Origin of the sequence: Burkholderia sp. MSMB0856 (assembly GCF_001524645.2) — a bacterium.
Taxonomy (GTDB): Bacteria; Pseudomonadota; Gammaproteobacteria; order Burkholderiales; family Burkholderiaceae; genus Burkholderia; species Burkholderia diffusa.
Map to the genome: position 1 here is coordinate 989,398 of NZ_CP013428.1, position 17,279 is coordinate 1,006,676.

15 protein-coding genes are annotated in these 17,279 nt (G+C 67.0%); 9 read left to right on the top strand and 6 right to left on the bottom strand.

The genetic code is table 11. The annotated features are described in order from the left end of the window. Positions 1–16 precede the first annotated feature (16 nt). The gene (locus WS87_RS22100; protein ID WP_059525184.1) at positions 17–1,738 is read left to right on the top strand and encodes a cation:proton antiporter domain-containing protein; all 1,722 of its coding nucleotides are present in this window, start codon (positions 17–19) and stop codon (positions 1,736–1,738) included. A 129-nt stretch (positions 1,739–1,867) separates the two neighbouring features. On the opposite strand, the gene WS87_RS22105 is transcribed toward WS87_RS22100, so the two are convergent. Both WS87_RS22105 and WS87_RS22110 read right to left on the bottom strand, forming a co-directional pair. Continuing rightward, complete coding sequence (locus tag WS87_RS22105; protein ID WP_059818976.1) at positions 1,868–3,760, bottom strand: peptidoglycan D,D-transpeptidase FtsI family protein; 1,893 nt, start codon at positions 3,758–3,760, stop codon at positions 1,868–1,870. Between the two features lie 374 nt (positions 3,761–4,134). Next, positions 4,135–4,482 carry a DUF3564 family protein gene (locus WS87_RS22110; RefSeq protein WP_059525188.1) on the bottom strand — a complete coding sequence of 116 codons (348 nt, stop codon included), beginning with the start codon at positions 4,480–4,482 and terminating at the stop codon, positions 4,135–4,137. Positions 4,483–5,124: 642 nt separating this feature from the next. On the opposite strand from WS87_RS22110, the gene WS87_RS22115 reads away from it, so the two are divergent. Continuing rightward, entirely contained in the window at positions 5,125–6,336 is a 1,212-nt protein-coding gene (locus tag WS87_RS22115) for an SDR family oxidoreductase (protein ID WP_059818977.1), read from the top strand. A 78-nt stretch (positions 6,337–6,414) separates the two neighbouring features. Here the strand turns inward: WS87_RS22115 and hpaR are convergent, their stop codons facing one another. Beyond that, complete coding sequence (gene hpaR, locus WS87_RS22120) at positions 6,415–6,855, bottom strand: homoprotocatechuate degradation operon regulator HpaR (RefSeq protein ID WP_059818978.1); 441 nt, start codon at positions 6,853–6,855, stop codon at positions 6,415–6,417. A 160-nt stretch (positions 6,856–7,015) separates the two neighbouring features. Here hpaR and WS87_RS22125 point away from each other — a divergent pair, with 160 nt between their 5' ends. The 7 genes from WS87_RS22125 (at position 7,016) to hpaI (ending at position 12,930) form a co-directional block, all read left to right on the top strand. After that, entirely contained in the window at positions 7,016–7,705 is a 690-nt protein-coding gene (locus WS87_RS22125; RefSeq protein ID WP_059818979.1) for a fumarylacetoacetate hydrolase family protein, read from the top strand. Next, positions 7,702–8,466 (top strand): fumarylacetoacetate hydrolase family protein, encoded by a 765-nt coding sequence (locus tag WS87_RS22130; protein WP_059818980.1) that lies wholly within the window; start codon positions 7,702–7,704, stop codon positions 8,464–8,466. Before WS87_RS22125 ends, WS87_RS22130 begins: the two co-directional genes overlap by 4 nt. Before the next feature lie 22 nt (positions 8,467–8,488). Next, the gene (gene hpaE / locus WS87_RS22135; protein WP_059818981.1) at positions 8,489–9,952 is read left to right on the top strand and encodes a 5-carboxymethyl-2-hydroxymuconate semialdehyde dehydrogenase; all 1,464 of its coding nucleotides are present in this window, start codon (positions 8,489–8,491) and stop codon (positions 9,950–9,952) included. A 64-nt stretch (positions 9,953–10,016) separates the two neighbouring features. Then, positions 10,017–10,865, top strand: a complete 849-nt coding sequence (gene hpaD / locus WS87_RS22140) for a 3,4-dihydroxyphenylacetate 2,3-dioxygenase (RefSeq protein ID WP_059818982.1) — start codon at positions 10,017–10,019, stop codon at positions 10,863–10,865. 29 nt (positions 10,866–10,894) lie between these two features. Beyond that, on the top strand, positions 10,895–11,287 hold the full coding sequence (locus WS87_RS22145; RefSeq protein WP_059818983.1) for a 5-carboxymethyl-2-hydroxymuconate Delta-isomerase: 393 nt from the start codon (positions 10,895–10,897) through the stop codon (positions 11,285–11,287). A 20-nt stretch (positions 11,288–11,307) separates the two neighbouring features. Beyond that, positions 11,308–12,111: a 2-oxo-hept-4-ene-1,7-dioate hydratase gene (hpaH, locus tag WS87_RS22150; protein WP_059818984.1), complete on the top strand. Its 804-nt coding sequence runs from the start codon at positions 11,308–11,310 to the stop codon at positions 12,109–12,111. A gap of 12 nt (positions 12,112–12,123) precedes the next feature. Beyond that, positions 12,124–12,930, top strand: a complete 807-nt coding sequence (gene hpaI / locus WS87_RS22155; RefSeq protein WP_059818985.1) for a 4-hydroxy-2-oxoheptanedioate aldolase — start codon at positions 12,124–12,126, stop codon at positions 12,928–12,930. Positions 12,931–13,210: 280 nt separating this feature from the next. Here the strand turns inward: hpaI and WS87_RS22160 are convergent, their stop codons facing one another. From WS87_RS22160 to WS87_RS22170, 3 genes are all read right to left on the bottom strand, one after another. Next, positions 13,211–14,284, bottom strand: coding sequence for a porin (locus WS87_RS22160; RefSeq protein WP_059818986.1), 1,074 nt, complete (start codon positions 14,282–14,284; stop codon positions 13,211–13,213). 138 nt (positions 14,285–14,422) lie between these two features. Then, positions 14,423–15,490 (bottom strand): ABC transporter ATP-binding protein, encoded by a 1,068-nt coding sequence (locus WS87_RS22165; protein ID WP_059818987.1) that lies wholly within the window; start codon positions 15,488–15,490, stop codon positions 14,423–14,425. After that, the gene (locus WS87_RS22170; RefSeq protein WP_059818988.1) at positions 15,483–17,255 is read right to left on the bottom strand and encodes an ABC transporter permease; all 1,773 of its coding nucleotides are present in this window, start codon (positions 17,253–17,255) and stop codon (positions 15,483–15,485) included. Before WS87_RS22170 ends, WS87_RS22165 begins: the two co-directional genes overlap by 8 nt. Positions 17,256–17,279 lie beyond the last annotated feature (24 nt).

A 17,279-nucleotide genomic window follows, 5' to 3' on the forward strand; every position in this document is an offset into this window, starting at 1 on the left:
GAACTCGGGAGGGGGGATGCCTCATGACGTCAGCCTGATTGCGTTGCTCGCGGCCGGTTTCGGTCTCGCGATGATCTTCGGTTACCTCGCGTCACTGCTGAAAATGCCGCCGCTCGTCGGCTATCTGCTTGCCGGGATCGTGATCGGCCCCGGCACGCCCGGTTTCGTCGGCGACCTGTCGCTCGCGCAGCAGCTCGCGGAAGTCGGCGTGATGCTGCTGATGTTCGGCGTCGGCCTGCATTTCTCGCTCGGCGACCTGCTCGCGGTGCGCAAGATCGCGCTGCCGGGGGCCGTCGTCCAGATCACCGTCGCGACGTTGCTCGGCGGCGGGCTCGCGCTCACGTGGGGCTGGAGCCTCGGCGCGGCGCTCGTGTTCGGGCTCGCGCTGTCGGTCGCGAGCACGGTCGTGCTGCTGCGGGCGCTCGAGGGGCGCGGGCTCGTCGAGACGGTGAACGGGCGCATCGCGGTCGGCTGGCTCGTCGTCGAGGATCTCGTGATGGTGCTCGTGCTCGTGCTGCTGCCGCCCGTCGCGGGGCTGCTCGGCGGCACGCCGCCCGGCGACGCGCACGCGGCCGGCGGCAGCGTATGGGGCACGCTCGGCGTCACGATGCTGAAAGTGGCCGCGTTCATCGCGCTGATGCTCGTGGTCGGCAAGCGCGTGTTTCCGCGCATCCTGTGGCTCGTCGCGCGCACCGGTTCGCGCGAGCTGTTCACGCTGTGCATGATTGCCGCGGCGGTCGGCATCGCGTTCGGCGCGGCGAAGCTGTTCGACGTGTCGTTCGCGCTCGGCGCGTTCTTCGCCGGGATGATGATGCGCGAGTCGGAGTTCAGCCGGCGCGCGGCCGACGAGACGCTGCCGCTGCGCGACGCATTCTCGGTGCTGTTCTTCATTTCGGTCGGGATGCTGTTCGACCCGACGGTGCTGCTCACCGAGCCGCTGCACGTGATCGAGGTCGCGGCGATCGTGCTGGTCGGCAAGACGCTCGCGGCGGTCGCGCTCGTGATCGCGTTCCGCTATCCGCTGAACACCGCGCTGACGGTTGGCGCGGGCCTCGCGCAGATCGGCGAATTCTCGTTCATTCTCGCGGGGCTCGGTCGTGCGCTCGGGCTGCTGTCGGCCGAAGGGCAGAGCCTGATCCTCGCGGTCGCGCTGATCTCGATCGCAATGAACACGCTGCTGTTCGCGATGATCGATCCGGCGCTCGCGTGGATCCGCAAGCATTCGGCGTTCGCGCGCAAGCTCGAGGCACGCGACGATCCGCTCGCCGCGCTGCCGATGTCGACGCCGCAGACGCATCTGACCGGGCAGGTCGTGATCGTCGGCTACGGCAAGGTCGGCACGCGGATCGCGCATGCGCTGGACGAGCGCGGAATCGCGTATGTCGTCGTCGAGCAGAATCGCGAGCTCGTCGAGAAGCTGCGCGCGGACGGCGTCGCCGCCGTGTCGGGCGATGCGATCGAGCCGATCGTGCTCGTCCAGGCGCATATCGCGCGCGCCGGGATGCTGGTCGTCACGCTGCCGGACGTATTCGACGTGCGGCAGATCGTCGAGATCTCGCGCACGCTGAATCCGACGCTGGAGGTCGTGCTGTGCACGAACAGCAGCGACGAAGCCGCGTTGCTGTCGAGCGAGGGCGTCGGCACCGTGTTCATGGGCGAGAGCGAACTCGCGCGTGGAATGACCGAGCACGTACTCGGCAGGATGGTGAAGCCGGTGGCGGCCGCGCACGCGCACTGACGGTCGTGCGGCCGGATTCGCGCGGATAGAGGGGCGTGTCGGCCAGCGGAAAGCGGGCGTGCCGGGCATTCGACACCGCGAACGATCGACCTGTTCGCCGCGCGCGGCGCCCAGTGCGCCCCGGCGGCTTCAGCCTGCCGCCGCCTTCGCCTGTACGGCCGCGCCGGATTGCGCGGCCGTTTTCACGGGCGCCGATGCCTTCTGCTCGGCCGCCGTCTTCGGTTGCGCCGCGGCCTTCTGCGCCGCGACGGTCTTCTGCGGTGCGGCCTTGACCGGCGCATTCGGCGTTGGTTCGACCGGTGCGTCGGGCGGCACGCCGAGCAACTGCAGCGAGCCGCTCGTGACCGACGAGAACACCGGGCCGGCCACCGTGCCGCCGTAATAGCCCTTGCCGCGCGGCTCGTCGATCATCACCGCGACGATCAGGCGCGGGTTGCTCATCGGCGCCATCCCGGCGAACAATGCGCGGTACTTGCCCTTCGCATAGGTCGCGCCGACCTGCTTGCGCGCCGTGCCCGTCTTGCCGCCGATCCGGTAGCCGTCGACCCGCGCGCGGCGCCCGGTGCCGCCTTCGCCGACGGCCGACTCGAGCATCGCACGGATCGCCGCCGCGGTTTGCGGCGACGTCACGCGGTGGCCGCGATGGGCATTGATCGTCTGCGGGTCGGAGCCGTTCTTCAGCAGCGACACCGGGTGCAGCGTGCCGTCTCCCGCGTAGGCGGTGTAGGTCTGCGCGATCTGCAGCAGCGACATCGACAGCCCGTAGCCGTACGCCATCGTCGCCTGCTCGATCGGCCGCCAGCGCTTGTAGCCGCGCAGGCGGCCCGACGCGACGCCCGGGAACGTCAGCTCCGGCGCGCGGCCGATCCCGTATTCCTGGTACTTGTTCCAGATCGTTTCGGCGGGCAGGTTCAGCGCCAGCTTCGCGAGCGCGACGTTGCTCGACTTCTGCAGCGCCTGCGAGACGGTCAGCGAGCCGTGGTTCGACGTGTCGTGGATCACGGCCGGGCCGATCTTGTAGGTGCCGGGCGACGTGTTGATGATCGTGTTCGGTGTGACCTTGCGCTCGTCGATCGACAGCGCGACGACGAGCGGCTTGATCGTCGAACCCGGCTCGAACGTGTCGATCACCGCGCGGTTGCGCAGCTGCTGGCCCGTCAGCCGGGCGCGGTCGTTCGGGTCGAAGGTCGGGTAGTTCGCGAGCGCGAGGATTTCCCCGTTCTGCGCGTCGAGCACGACCACGCTGCCGGCTACCGCGTTGTTCTCGAGCACTGCGGCCTTGAGCTGGCTGAACGCGAGCTGCTGGATCCGCCGGTCGATCGTCAGTTCGATCGTCGCGCCGTGCTGCGCGGGCACGAGCGGACGCGTGTCGGACACAATGCGGCCCAGTCGATCGCGGATCACCTCGCGCTGCCCGGCGGTGCCCGACAGCCGCCCGTTCGCCGCGAGCTCGACGCCTTCCTGGCCCTTGTCCTCGACGTTGGTGAAGCCGACCACGTGCGCGGCCGATTCGCCCTCCGGATAGAAACGCTTCGAGTCGGCGATCTGCGTGATGCCGTCGATCTCGAGCTTGTCGAGCCGGCTCGCGGTGTCGGCGTCGATCTGCCGCTTGAGCAGCACGAACGTCCGGTCGTTGCGCAGGCGGCGCTTCACTTCCACGAGCGGCATGTCGAGCAGCTTCGCGATCTGCGGATAGTCGATTTCGGCGACCTGTTTCGGATTTGCCCAGATTTCATAGGTCGACAGGCTGACCGCGAGCATCGCGCCGTTGCGGTCGACGATGCGCCCGCGCATCGCATCGAGCTCGATCGTGCGCTGGTAGCGCTTCTGGCCTTGCCCGACGTAGAAATCCTGGTTCGCGACCTGCACCCAGAAGGCGCGTCCGATCAGCGCGGCGAAACCGAGGGACACCATGATCACGACCAGCTTCGAGCGCCACATCGGCAGGCGTGACGCGAGCATCGGATGCTTGGTCGCGGCGGCGTATGGATCGGCGGGGTGGGTCTTCTTTTTCACGCTCATGCAAGGGCCGGGTCGGGCCGCCGGGCGGCGGCAAGTCAGTCGGAATAATGCGATTGTAATAAATGAGTAAACATCATGTGGGGAAAGTGTGTTTCGGCCCCGTAAAAGATTGGCGTTTCCGCCCGGGACGGTCGGGAAAAGGTGGGGGCGGGGCGAAATGGCGGCGCCGCCTGACGTGCTGGCGCAACGGAGCCGGATTGGAGGGGGCGGATCGTTACCGTCGCCGCGGTTCGATTAACCCGGCCCCGATTAATTCAGGGACCGGAAAATAAAAAGGCGCCTTGAAGAGAGGCGCCTTATTGGTGAATATCGAAATGAATATCGCGGAAACTGGAATAAACCCGAAAACCGCAGAGGATTGCCGTCAAAAATACCTATCGCGCGACGGAAATAAATTCATGGTATTCCGGCTCCGCAGTGGAACGATCGACCGCTTGCAGACGCCATGCACCGTCGGGGTGCTCGCCGGCGAGCACCGCGGGACCTTGTTCGCGCTGCGTCGCACTGAACGACAGCCCCTTCAACTGGCACACGGCCTTCCCGCTGTCGGCCGCGCAGAGTGCCATTGCGCCTTCCACGTCCCGAACCTTGCCCCAGCTCGGAAGATCGATCCCCTGGTGAGCCTCGCGTGACCACAGCCCCTCGTCGGTATCGACCCAGAGCACCGCGAAGGAGTGACGGGTTGCCGACTCGCTGCCATTAATCCGAATAGTGAGGCGCATTGGATCGTCTCCTGAAGAAAATGACACATTCGACCGTTTTGGTTTGACCAGTCTAGATAGACTGCCGTGAAACGCAAGTGATAATCCGCAATAAATCCGAATTGCGCCTATAGGCGTTTCCCGATGAAACGATGTCTGACGATCCGCCGCGATCGTGACGGAGCGTGCAAACGCAAGCGCAGCGTGATCCGCGCACCGCGATCGGACCCTGGCGTGTCCCGGACATGCGATGACCCCGTGAGAGGCCGCGTCGAAGTGTCGCGCCGAAACGAGGGCTCCGCGCGTATCGCCGGGCTGGCCGCTGACGCATCCCGAATGCTGCCCGCCCGGACGTTTCGACGATTTGATCGCCCGGCCGGCGCGACACACTCCGACATTCGCGTACAAATCCTCACACTTTCACGAAACTTTCAGGACAGACTTGCGGGCGATCAGGCCCCACACTTGGATATTCCGATCCTGCGCCGTGGACGCCTGTTTGCGGCGGGCCGCCGCCGCCTCGTGCCAGAGACGCGATCGCGGGCCGCAGCCCGATCGGGATTGCCGGGGCGAGCGTCGGCCCCGGCCCCGGCCGACAGCCGTGCGCCGCTCCGCGATCCGGGGCGGCCGCGCCGTCCGGCCGATTCTTCGAAGGAGACTATCGTGCTGATCTGGAAAACCGCGTTGTCGCTCAACTGGCGCACGAGCCTCGTGTCGCCGGCCAGCGCACCGGTCGCGGCGGCCAACGTCGGACGGCTGGTGCTTACCGGCGCCACCGGCTTCATCGGCAGTACCGTGCTGACGGCGCTCGTCAACGCCGGGTTGCTCGAGCGCATCGTGTGTGTCGTGCGTGCGGAGAATCGCGGCCACGCGGTCGCGCGTTTGCGTGAAGCGGCGTTGCGCGCGGGGCTCGCGCCGTACTGGGCATCGCGTCTCGGCGACGCGAACGTGGTCGTCGGTGCGCTCGGCGACGTGTGGCAGGGCACCGACGCGTCGCGTCTCGCCGGCGCGACGCACGTGATCCATTGCGCGGGCCATGCGTCGCCGGCCGACGGTTCGCACCTGCAGGCCGACATCGCCGATTCGCTGCGCTTTGCCGAACGGTTCGCGCACGCGCCGCAATTGCAGCGTTTCGTGTACGTCGGCACCGCCTATGCGCACGCGGGCCGCGGCGGGATCGTGTACGAGGCGACGGCGGGCGCGACGGCGAGCGACGCGGCGCAGGGCGGCGACGGGTTGCACGGCGCGGTGCTCGCGGCGGACTACCTGCAAGCGAAGGCGGAAACGGAGCAGCGCCTGCGCGCGCTCGGGCTGCCGCTCGTCGTCGTGCGTCCGTCGCACGTCGTCGGTCACACGGTGCTCGGCACGCGGCCCGCACCGAATTCATTCTGGATGTTCCGCGTCGCGCACGCGGCGCGGCGCTTTACCGCGCGGCCGATGACGCGCATCGACATCGTGTCGGTCGACGACGTCGCGCGCGCGACCATGCTGCTGGCCGTGAAACCGACGCTGATGCACGACGTGTACCACGTGTCGGCCGGCGAAGAGGCGCCGCAGGTCGCGCAGATCGTGCGCGCGATGGACGAGGCGGCCGGCATGACGGGCGCGCCGCGCTACGTGGCCTGTGCGCCGGCCGAACTGCCGCTCGTGGTGCGCGACGTGCTCGGGCGGTCCGATCCGGCGCTCGAACGCGTGATCGGCCGCGCGTTGCAGCGTTGCGCGGAGTTCGCGATGGTCGATCGCGTGTTCGACAACCGCCGCGTGCGCGACGAAATCGATTTCGAGCCGCTACCGTTCATCGATTACGTCGAGGAGTGCATGCGCACGTCGCGCGGCGTCGCGGTGACAGAACTGATGCGTGGCGCGCTGCACTGAGAGCCCGCGCGATTCGGGGCCTGCCAATTCCCGGCGGCCGGTTTGCCGCCGCTCGCGGCGGTCCGGCGACCGCAGGCCCTACGACGCGCTGCCGAGTTCGATCAGCCGGTCGAGCGCTCGGTAGATGTCGTCCAGGCCGTCCTGGCCGAAACGCGCTTCAAGCTGACGATACTGCTCGTCGATGCGCGGACCGATTTCCGTGACCAACTTCCTGCTTTGCGGCGTCAGGCCCACCAGCAGCCGGCGCTGATCTTCCTGCGCGCGCGTGCGCGTAATCAGGCCGTCGCGCTCCATCCGTTCCAGCACGCCCGTGAGACTCGGGCTCAGGATGCAGCAGCGGCGCGCGATCTGTCCCGCTTCGAGCGCGTGCGCAGGCTCGCCGTCGAGCACGCGGATGATCCGCCATTGCTGTTCGGTCAGCGCGAATTCCTTGAGAATGGGGCGGAACAGGCCCATCAGCGTTTCGCGGGCCTCGAGCAGCAGCATGGCCAGGTTGCGATGGTCGAGCGTACGGTTCATCGGGGTGGGTAGAGGTGCAGAGGACGGGGACGCATCAATCTTAACAGCCGATGGTGATGAATTTCGCGTATCAGGGTAATCGAGGTTGCGAGCATTCGATTGTTTACTTAAGATGTTAAGTATTGATGATGCGCCGCGATGCGCGGCAGGGGAATGACGCATGGAGCTGTCCTGCATGACCGCCGCGGCGCCGCCGCTGCCGGTCGCCATCGGTACCGTCTACGGTGCGCTGCTCAACGAGCGCGCCGCACTCGACGCGCTCGGCGACGCCGTGCACGCGCCGCCTTACGGCCGTCCGCCGCAGGCACCGATCCTTTACATCAAACCGGCCAACACGCACGCAGCCGACGGCGCGGCCGTCGTGGTGCCGGCGGGCGTCGATGCGCTGGAGATCGGCGCATCGGTGGCCGTCGTGTTCTCGCGGCGCGCGACGCGCGTGCCGGCCGCGCAGGCGCTCGACTACGTGCATGGCTTCACGCTCGCGAGCGACGTGTCGGTTCCGCATCCCGATTACTACCGTCCGGCCGTGCGCTTCAAATGTCGCGACGGCTTCTGCCCGCTCGGCCCGGCGATCGTGCCGGCTACTGCGCTTGGTGACATCGACGCGATCGGCCTGACGGTACGGATCGACGGCCGCACCGCGGTGTCCGCATCGACCGCCACGCTGATCCGCCCGGTGCGCGAGCTGATCGCCGACGTGACGGCGTTCATGTCGTTCGACGCGGGTGACGTGCTGCTGCTCGGCGTCGCGGGTGGCGCACCGCGTGCCCGCGCGGGCAGCACGGTCGAGATTGACGCCGCCGGCATCGGCACGTTGCGGCATACGCTGATTGCGGAGGAAGCACGATGAAGACGGCGCGCGTGATCTACAACGGCGCACTGCACGCGGCCGAACCGGCCGGCGACGGCGCGATCCGTCTCGACACGGGGCGCGTGCTTGCCGAGGACGCGGTGACGTGGCTGCCGCCCGTCGCACCGCGCACGACTTTCGCACTCGGCCTCAACTACGCGGACCACGCGAAGGAACTCGCGTTCAAGGCACCGAGCGAGCCGCTGATTTTCCTGAAGGGGCCGAACACGTTCATCGGCCATCGGTCGCACACCGTGCGCCCGGCGGACGCGACGCACATGCATTACGAGTGCGAGCTGGCCGTCGTGATCGGCCGCCCGGCGCGCAACGTGAGCCGGGCGCGGGCAATCGACTACGTTGCCGGCTACACGGTCGCAAACGACTATGCGATCCGCGATTACCTCGAAAACTACTACCGCCCGAACCTGCGCGTGAAGAACCGCGACACCTGCACGCCGCTCGGGCCGTGGTTCGTCAGCCGCGAGGAGATCGGCGATGCGGGCGGCCTCATGCTGCGCACGACGGTGAACGGCCGGGAGACGCAGCGCGGCAGCACGCGCGACATGATCTTCGACGTACCCGCGCTGATCGAGCACATCAGCAGTTTCATGACGCTCTCGCCGGGCGACCTGATCCTGACCGGCACGCCGGAAGGGCTGGCCGACACGAAGCCGGGCGACGAGGTGGTGACCGAAATCGAAGGGATCGGCCGGCTCGTGAACACGATCGTCGGCGAAGCAGACTACTATCGCGCCGGCTGAGCCCGTCGCCCAAGGAGAGCACATGACCATCAAGCACTGGATCGACGGCCGCGAAGTCGAAAGCCGAGAGACGTTCACGACGCTGAACCCCGCGACGGGCGACGTGATCACCGACGTCGCGTCCGCCGGCGAGGCCGAAGTCGACGCGGCCGTGCGCGCGGCGAAGGAAGCGTTCCCGAAATGGGCGAACACACCGGCCAAGGAGCGCGCGAAGCTGATGCGCAAGCTCGGCGAACTGATCGAGAAGAACGTGCCGATGCTCGCCGCGCTCGAGACGCAGGACACCGGCCTGCCGATCGCACAGACGAGCAAGCAGCTGATTCCGCGCGCGTCCGAGAACTTCAACTTCTTCGCTGAAGTGTGCGTGCAGATGAACGGCCGCACGTATCCGGTCGACGACCAGATGCTGAACTACACGCTGTACCAGCCGGTCGGCGTGTGCGCGCTGGTGTCGCCGTGGAACGTGCCGTTCATGACCGCGACGTGGAAGACGGCGCCGTGTCTCGCGCTCGGCAACACGGCCGTGCTGAAGATGTCGGAGCTGTCGCCGCTGACGGCCGACCAGCTCGGCCGGCTCGCGCTCGAGGCCGGCATTCCGCCGGGTGTGCTGAACGTCGTGCAGGGCTACGGCGCGACCGCCGGCGACGCGCTGGTGCGCCATCCGGATGTGCGCGCGGTGTCGTTTACGGGCGGCACGGTCACGGGCAAGCGGATCATGGAGCGCGCGGGCCTGAAGAAGTATTCAATGGAGCTGGGCGGCAAGTCGCCGGTGCTGATTTTCGACGATGCCGATTTCGACCGCGCGCTCGACGCGTCGCTGTTCACGATCTTCTCGATCAACGGCGAGCGGTGTACCGCGGGCTCGCGGATCTTCGTGCAGCGCACGATCTACGATCGCTTCGTGCAGGAATTCGCGCGCCGCGCGAACAACCTGGTGGTCGGCGACCCGACCGATCCCGCGACGCAGCTCGGCGCAATGATCACGCGCCAGCACTGGGAGAAGGTGACGGGCTATATCCGGATCGGTGAGCAGGAAGGCGCGCGCGTGGTGGCAGGCGGCGCGGACAAGCCGGCCGGTCTCGCCGACCATCTGCGCAACGGCAACTTCGTGCGCCCGACCGTGTTCGCGGACGTCGACAACCGGATGCGCATCGCACAAGAGGAAATCTTCGGGCCGGTCGCGTGCCTGATCCCGTTCGAGGACGAGGAAGAAGGGCTGCGGCTCGCGAACGACACGTCCTACGGGCTCGCGTCGTATATCTGGACGCAGGACGTCGGCAAGGTGCATCGCCTCGCGCGCGGCATCGAGGCCGGGATGGTGTTCGTGAACAGCCAGAACGTGCGCGACTTGCGCCAGCCGTTCGGCGGCGTGAAGGAGTCGGGCACCGGGCGCGAGGGCGGCGAATACAGCTTCGAGGTGTTCGCGGAAATCAAGAACGTATGCATCTCGATGGGTTCGCATCACATTCCCCGTTGGGGCGTGTAACGGGCGCGGATTGTTTCGCCGCAAGAACGCCGTCAGAACGCCAGAACGATACGGAGACTTAACGATGGGAAAACTGTCCCTCGCCGCGAAGATCACGCACGTGCCGTCGATGTACCTGTCGGAGTTGCCCGGCAGGCATCATGGCTGCCGCGAAGCGGCGATCCGCGGCCATCAGTTGATCGGCGAGCGCTGCCGCGCGCTCGGCGTCGACACGATCGTCGTGTCGGACGTGCACTGGCTCGTCAACGCCGGCTATCACGTGAACTGCAATGCGCGGTTCGCAGGCACATATACCAGCAACGAACTGCCGCATTTCATCCGCGACATGGCGTACGCGTATCCGGGCAACCCGGTGCTCGGCCGCCTGATCGCCGGGGCGGCCAGTGCGCGCGGCATCGCGACGCGCGCGCACGAGATCGACAGCCTCGAACTCGAATACGGCACGCTCGTGCCGATGCGCTACATGAACGGCGACCAGCACTTCAAGGTCGTGTCGATCGCGGGCTGGTGCATGTGGCACACGCTCGACGAAAGCCGGCGTTTCGGCGAGGCGCTGCTGGAGGCCATTGAAAAGAGCGATTCGAACGTCGCGTTCCTCGCGAGCGGTTCGCTGTCGCACCGCTTCAACGACAACGGCAGTCCCGAGGAATCGATTCACCAGATCAGCCGCGAATTCTTCAGGCAGGTCGACCTGCGCGTGGTCGAGCTGTGGAAGCAGGGCGACTTCAAGACCTTCTGCGCGATGCTGCCGGAGTACAACACGCATTGCCACGGCGAAGGCGGCATGCACGACACGGCGATGCTGCTCGGCCTGCTCGGCTGGGATCGCTACGACAAGCCCGTCGAGATCGTCACCGACTATTTCGCGAGCTCGGGCACCGGGCAGATCAACGCGATCTTCCCGCTCGCCTGAGCGTCGCATCACCTATCCGGAGCGTTGCCATGCCACACATCGTCGTCGAGTACACCGCGAACATTCGTGACGACGCGCGCATTCCCGCGCTGCTGCGCACGATCAACGCGACGCTGATCGCGCAGGACGGCGTGTTTCCGACGGGCGGCATCCGCTCGCGCGCGATCGAGCTGCAGGACTACTGCATCGCCGACGGCACCGGGGACGACGCGTTCGTCCACGTGACGCTGAAGATCGGTTCGGGCCGCAGCGACGAAACCAAAAAAGCTGCGTGCGACGCGTTGTTCGACGCGATCAAGGCACATTTCGCCGAGCTGTACGCGAAACGCTATCTTGCGTTGTCGATGGAGCTGACCGAGTTCAGCGAAAGCGGTTCGTACAAGCACAACAACATTCACGCCCGCTACAAGCGGGCCGGCTGAACACCATTCCCGATCCGACCATGCTCGAACCCGCCATCATCGACCAGCTCGCGCGGCGTCTGCACGACGCCGAGCGAGAGCGCAAGCAGATCCGCCAGATCTCGCTCGACCATCCGGACATCACGATCGACGACGCGTACGCGATCCAGCGCGCGTGGGTGACCCTCAAGCTCGCGGAAGGCCGCACGCTGAAAGGGCACAAGATCGGCCTCACGTCGAAGGCGATGCAGAACACGTCGCAAATCGACGAACCCGATTACGGTGCGCTGCTCGACGACATGTTCTTCGACGACGGCGGCACGATTCCGACCGGCCGCTTCATCGTGCCGCGCGTGGAAGTCGAACTCGCGTTCGTGCTCGGCAAGCGGCTCACGGGCCCGAGCTGCACGATCTTCGACGTGTACGACGCGGTCGACTATGTGGTGCCCGCGCTCGAGATCATCGATGCGCGCAGCCAGTCGATCGACCCCGATACGAAGCGGCCGCGCAAGGTGTTCGACACGATCGCCGACAACGCAGCGAACGCGGGCGTCGTGATCGGCGGGCGGCCGGTGCGGCCGCAGGACGTCGACCTGCGCTGGGTCGCGGCGATCATGTCGCGCAACGGCGTGGTCGAGGAAACGGGCGTCGCGGCTGGCGTGTTGAACCATCCGGCCAATGGCGTCGCGTGGCTCGCCAACCGGCTGTCGCGCTTCGACGTCGCGCTGGAACCGGGGCAGATCGTGCTCGGCGGTTCATTTACGCGGCCGTGCGCGGCACGTTCGGGCGATACGTTCAGCGTCGACTACGGTCCGCTCGGGACGATCCAGTGTCATTTCGAGTGAGGTGAGCGAACGATGCAGATTCCGTCGAATGTCTTCAAGGCCGCGCTCGCGCGCGGCGATGCGCAGGTCGGACTGTGGCTCGGGCTCGCGAATCCGTACAGCGCCGAAGTCGTCGCGGGCGCCGGTTTCGACTGGCTGCTGATCGACGGTGAACATGCGCCGAACACGGTGCCGACGATCCTCGCGCAGTTGCAGGCGATCGCGCCGTATCCGACGCATCCGGTCGTGCGCGTGCCGTGGAACGATCCCGTGATCGTCAAGCAGGTGCTCGATCTCGGCGCGCAGACGCTGCTCGTGCCGATGGTGCAGAGCGCCGGTGAAGCACGCGCGGCGGTGGCCGCGACGCGTTATCCGCCGCATGGGATTCGCGGGGTCGGCAGTGCGCTCGCGCGCGCGTCGCGCTGGAATCGCGTTGGCGACTACCTGCATCGCGCGAACGACGAGATGGCCGTGCTCGTGCAGGTCGAGACGCGCGCCGGGCTCGATGCGATCGACGCGATTGCGCGGGTCGATGGCGTCGATGGCGTGTTCATCGGGCCGGCGGATCTGGCGGCCGACCTCGGACATCTCGGCAATCCCGGGCATCCGGACGTGCAGACGGCGATCGACGGCGCGATCGGGGCGATCAAGGCGGCAGGGAAGGCGCCGGGCATTCTCAGCGCGGACGAGGCGGCGGCGCGGCGGTATCTCGAAGCGGGTGCGCTGTTTGTCGCGGTGGGAGTCGATACGACGCTGCTGGCGCGGAGTGCGGAGCGACTGGCGGCGCGGTTCAAGGGGAACGGTGGGGAGGCGGCGAAGAAGGGGGATGGGACGTATTGAACGAGGCGGCCCCCGATTCTGTTCGTTTGGTATGGACCAAGAAATCCCTGATCTTTGATACCGCCGTTGATAGTGAGGGAGAGATCAGGCTGCCGCCTACTCGGTTTGATCGATTCAAGGCCATGTTGCCGTAGCAGACAGTGATCCGTGCGTGTACGACGTCGTGCTGCGCATTAGGCTCGGCGCACGATGGCGAGCGAGTGCCAATGACCGCATCGCATGGAGGCGGGCAGGCGGCGCGTGCCGCCGCCTGTCGTCAAGCCAGGACTCAGAACAGGACTCAGAACCGCTGCTGAATCCCCGCCGTCACGCCGACCTGCGTGGTGCCATACCCGGCGAAATCGCGCGACACGCCGACCTTCTGGTCATGCTTCGCGATCGCGAACGCACCGGCCGCGTACAGCACCGTGCGCTTCGACAGCGCGTAATTCGCGCGCACCGACACCAACGTCGGATCGGCATCGCTGCCACCCTTGACGTTCTGGTGATAGACGGCCGCGATCAGCGAGAACGTCGGCGTGAACTGGTACGATCCGCCGACCCAGTACGTGTCGCTCAGCTGGTTCGCCGCCGCAGTGCGAAACGTGCGCTTGTAGTTGCGATAGCCGGCCATCGTCTTCAGGTCGCCGAAGTCGTAGCTCAAGCCCGCGTGAATGCCCTGGATGTAGTTGACGGTATCGGCCGGCGTGACGCTGTCGGCCGCGCCGTTCTGTCGGTCGAACGTGAGCACCGCCGCGAACGGGCCGGTCTCGTAGCCGAGCGCGAAGTCGTATTTCGAGCTGGTCTTCACGCTGCCCGGCACGTTGCCGAAGCCGTACATCGCGCCGAACTTCACGCCGCTGAATTCGCCGTCGTAGCGCACCGCGTTCGACGAGCGCGTGAACATGCCGTCCTTGCGGCCGCCCGTCGCCATCGACGATGTTGCCCACGAGTAGTTCTGCGCGTAACCCATCGGATCGAACGGCAGCATGTAGTCGTACGTGACGGTGTAGTTGCGGCCGAGCGTCAGCTCGCCCCATTTGCCTTTCAGGCCGACCGTCGCGCGACGCGCGAAGATCGAGTCGGGGCCATCGTCGAACGCACCGTTCGCGAGATCGATTCCGCTTTCGAGGCGGAACACGGCCTTCAGCCCGCCACCGAGATCCTCGACGCCGCGCAGGCCCCAGCGCGACGTATTCTTGTTGCCCGACTTCAGCTTGACGGAACTGCCGCCCTCCGGCGCCGCATGGTTAGTGTATTCGATGCCGGCATCCATGATCCCGTACATCGTGACCGACGACTGCGCGTGCACGACGGGGGCGGCGATGCAGGCCGCGGCGGCCGAGCTGGTGAGGACTGCTGCGCGAAATTTCATTGACGGTGTCTCCTGATTTATTGTGGGTTGGGTAAAACGGGTGTGACGCGGTCGAGGCCAACGCCGGAAAGCGTTCGCCGGACGGTCTGTCATTGCCTTGCTCGACGTGCGCGGCGCACAGAGCACGCCGCGCCCGGGTCAGCCCGCTTTCGCGAACGCCCAGCAGTCGTTGGTCGGGAATTCGATCCAGTGCTTGCCGGCCGCGCGCGGCACGTGGCCGAACGCGCGCAGGCGCATCTCGCCGCAATGGAACAGGTATTCCCAGCGATCGCCGAGATACATCGACGTGACGAGATCGGCCTGCAGCCGGTTCGCCCCAGGGCCGTCGGCGACCTGCACGCGTTCGAGACGGATCACGGCCTGTGCGTCCTGGCCCGGTGCGAACGTGTCGCGGGCCAGCGCCTGCAGTTCCCAGCCGTCGCCGGCGAGCGTCACGCGTTCGCCGTCGACGGCCGCGACGCGTGCGTCGATGCGGTTGTTGCTGCCCATGAACTCGGCCGTGTACAGCGAGCGCGGCGCGCCATACAGCTCGGCCGGCGTGCCTTCCTGTTCGATGCGGCCGTTGCGCAGCAGCAGGATGCGGTCGGACATCGCCATCGCTTCGGTCTGGTCGTGCGTCACGCAGAGCGCCGATAGCCCGAGCGACACGATCAGCTCGCGCAGCCACGCACGCGCTTCCTCGCGCAGCTTCGCGTCGAGGTTCGACAGCGGCTCGTCGAGCAGGATCACGGGCGGGTTGTAGACGAGCGCGCGTGCGATTGCGACACGCTGCTGCTGGCCGCCCGACAACTGATGCGGAAAGCGTTCGGCGAGATGGCCGAGGCCGAGCTGATCGAGCGCGGTCTGCACGCGGAGCTTCTGTTCGGCCGGCGCGACGCGGCGCAGCTTGAGCCCGTAGCCGACGTTGTCGGCCACGGTGCGGTGCGGCCACAGCGCGTACGACTGGAACACGAGGCCGAGCGAACGCTGTTCGACCGGCAGGTCGACATGCCGCGCGCCGTCGAAGAACACGCGGTCGTCGAGCTGGATGCGCCCGTCGGACGGCTGTTCGAGGCCGGCCACCGCGCGCAGCAGCGTGGTCTTGCCGCTGCCCGATGCGCCGAGCAGGCACACGACTTCGCCGGCCTTCAGTTCGAACGACACGCCCTTGAGGATCGGGTTGGCGCCGTAGCTGAGATGCAGGTCGTCGACGATGAGCTTATCCATGAAGTTTCACTCCGAAGCGCAGGGCCACGCCGAGACCGGCGCCGACCATCGCGATGTTGATGACAGAGAGCGCGGCCACCTGGTCGACGGCGCCGGTCGCCCACAGCGACACGAGCAGCGCGCCGATCACTTCGGTGCCGGGCGACAGCAGGTAGACGGCGGTCGAGTATTCGCGCTCGAAGATCATGAAGATCAGGAGCCACGCGGCGAGCAGGCCGAAACGCACGAGCGGCAGCGTCACGTCGAGCGACACGCGGCTGCGCGTCGCGCCGACGCTGCGGCCGGCTTCCTCGAGTTCGGGGCCGACCTGCAGCAGCGCGCTTTGAATGAGCCGCATCCCGTATGCGAGCCACACGACCGTGTACGCGATCCAGATGCTCCACATCGAGTTCTTCAGCTCGCGCAGGCCCGGGACGAACAGGAAGATCCACAGAAACGCGAGACCGGCAAGCAGGCCGGGCACCGCGCGCGGCAGCAGCACGAGGTAATCGAGCAGTTTCGTCGCCCAGTCGTGCCGGCGGTGGCCGGCGAACGCGACGAGCGAGTAGAAGCCGATCGCGAGCGCGCCGCCAATCACGCCGATGCCGAGCGTGTTGACGATCGCGCGCACGAGGTTGTCCTGCTCGAACAGCTCGATGAAGTTCGACAGCGTCAGCACTTCGGCGAGCGCGACACCTTCGCCCCAGTTGGTCACGAATGCACGCAGCACGATGCCGGAAATCGGCACGATCACCGTCAGCATCAGCCACAGCGCGACGATCGCGAGCGCGACCCAGCGCCATACGCCGAGCGGCAGCACCGTCGCGCGGCCGGCCTTGCCCTTCACGGTGACGAAGCGGTTCGCGGTCTTCAGCAAACGGCGCTGCAGCAGCACGAGCGGGAACGTGATCGCGACGATGCACACGGCGACCGCGGCCATCAGGTGATACGACGGCACGCCGAGCTTGTTGGTCAGTTTGTACAGGTAGGTCGCGAGCACGAGGTGGCCTTCCGGATCGCCGAGCACGAGCGGCAGCCCGAACACCTCGAAGCCGAGGAAGAACACGAGCACGCCGGCGAACAGCAGTGCGGGCATGGTCATCGGCAGGCTCACGTCGAGCGCGACGCGGAACGGGCGCGCGCCCGTCACGCGCGCGGCTTCCTCGACGTCCGAACCGAGGTTGCGCAGCGCGGCCGACGAGTACAGGTACACGTGCGGCACGTGCGTGAGGCCGACGATCACCGTGATCGCGAAGATCGAGTAGACGTTCCAGGGTACGTTCTGCACCCCGAACAGTTCCTTGAACCACACCGAGTAGAAGCCGACCGGGCCGGCCGCGACCACGTAGCCGAACGCGAGCACCATCGGCGACACGAACACGGGCGTGAGCAGGAGCGGTTCGAGCCAGCGGCGGCCGGGCAGGTTGGTGCGAACCATCAGGAACGCGAGAATGCCGCCGAGCGGGATCGAGATGAACAGCATCCCGCCGGCGATGATGAACGAGTTCTTCACGGCCGACCAGAAGTCCGGGTCGGTGAAGATGAAACGGAAGCCTTCGATGCCGAGCGTCTTGTTCGCATCGAAGAACGGCGCGGACAGCAGGCTCTGGAACAGGATGAAGCCGAGCGGCAGCGCGACCGCGACGGTGAGCACCGCGACGACGAGCCAGCGCAGCATGCCGGCGAGCGGCTGCAGGCCGTTGGCCGGAAGCGCGGGGATCGCGCCGCCCGGGCCGGTGGTGGGCGGAACGGCCGGCGCCGCCCCGCGTGTGCTGGTTGAAAGCATGAGTTCGCCCCTGCGGCCATCCGG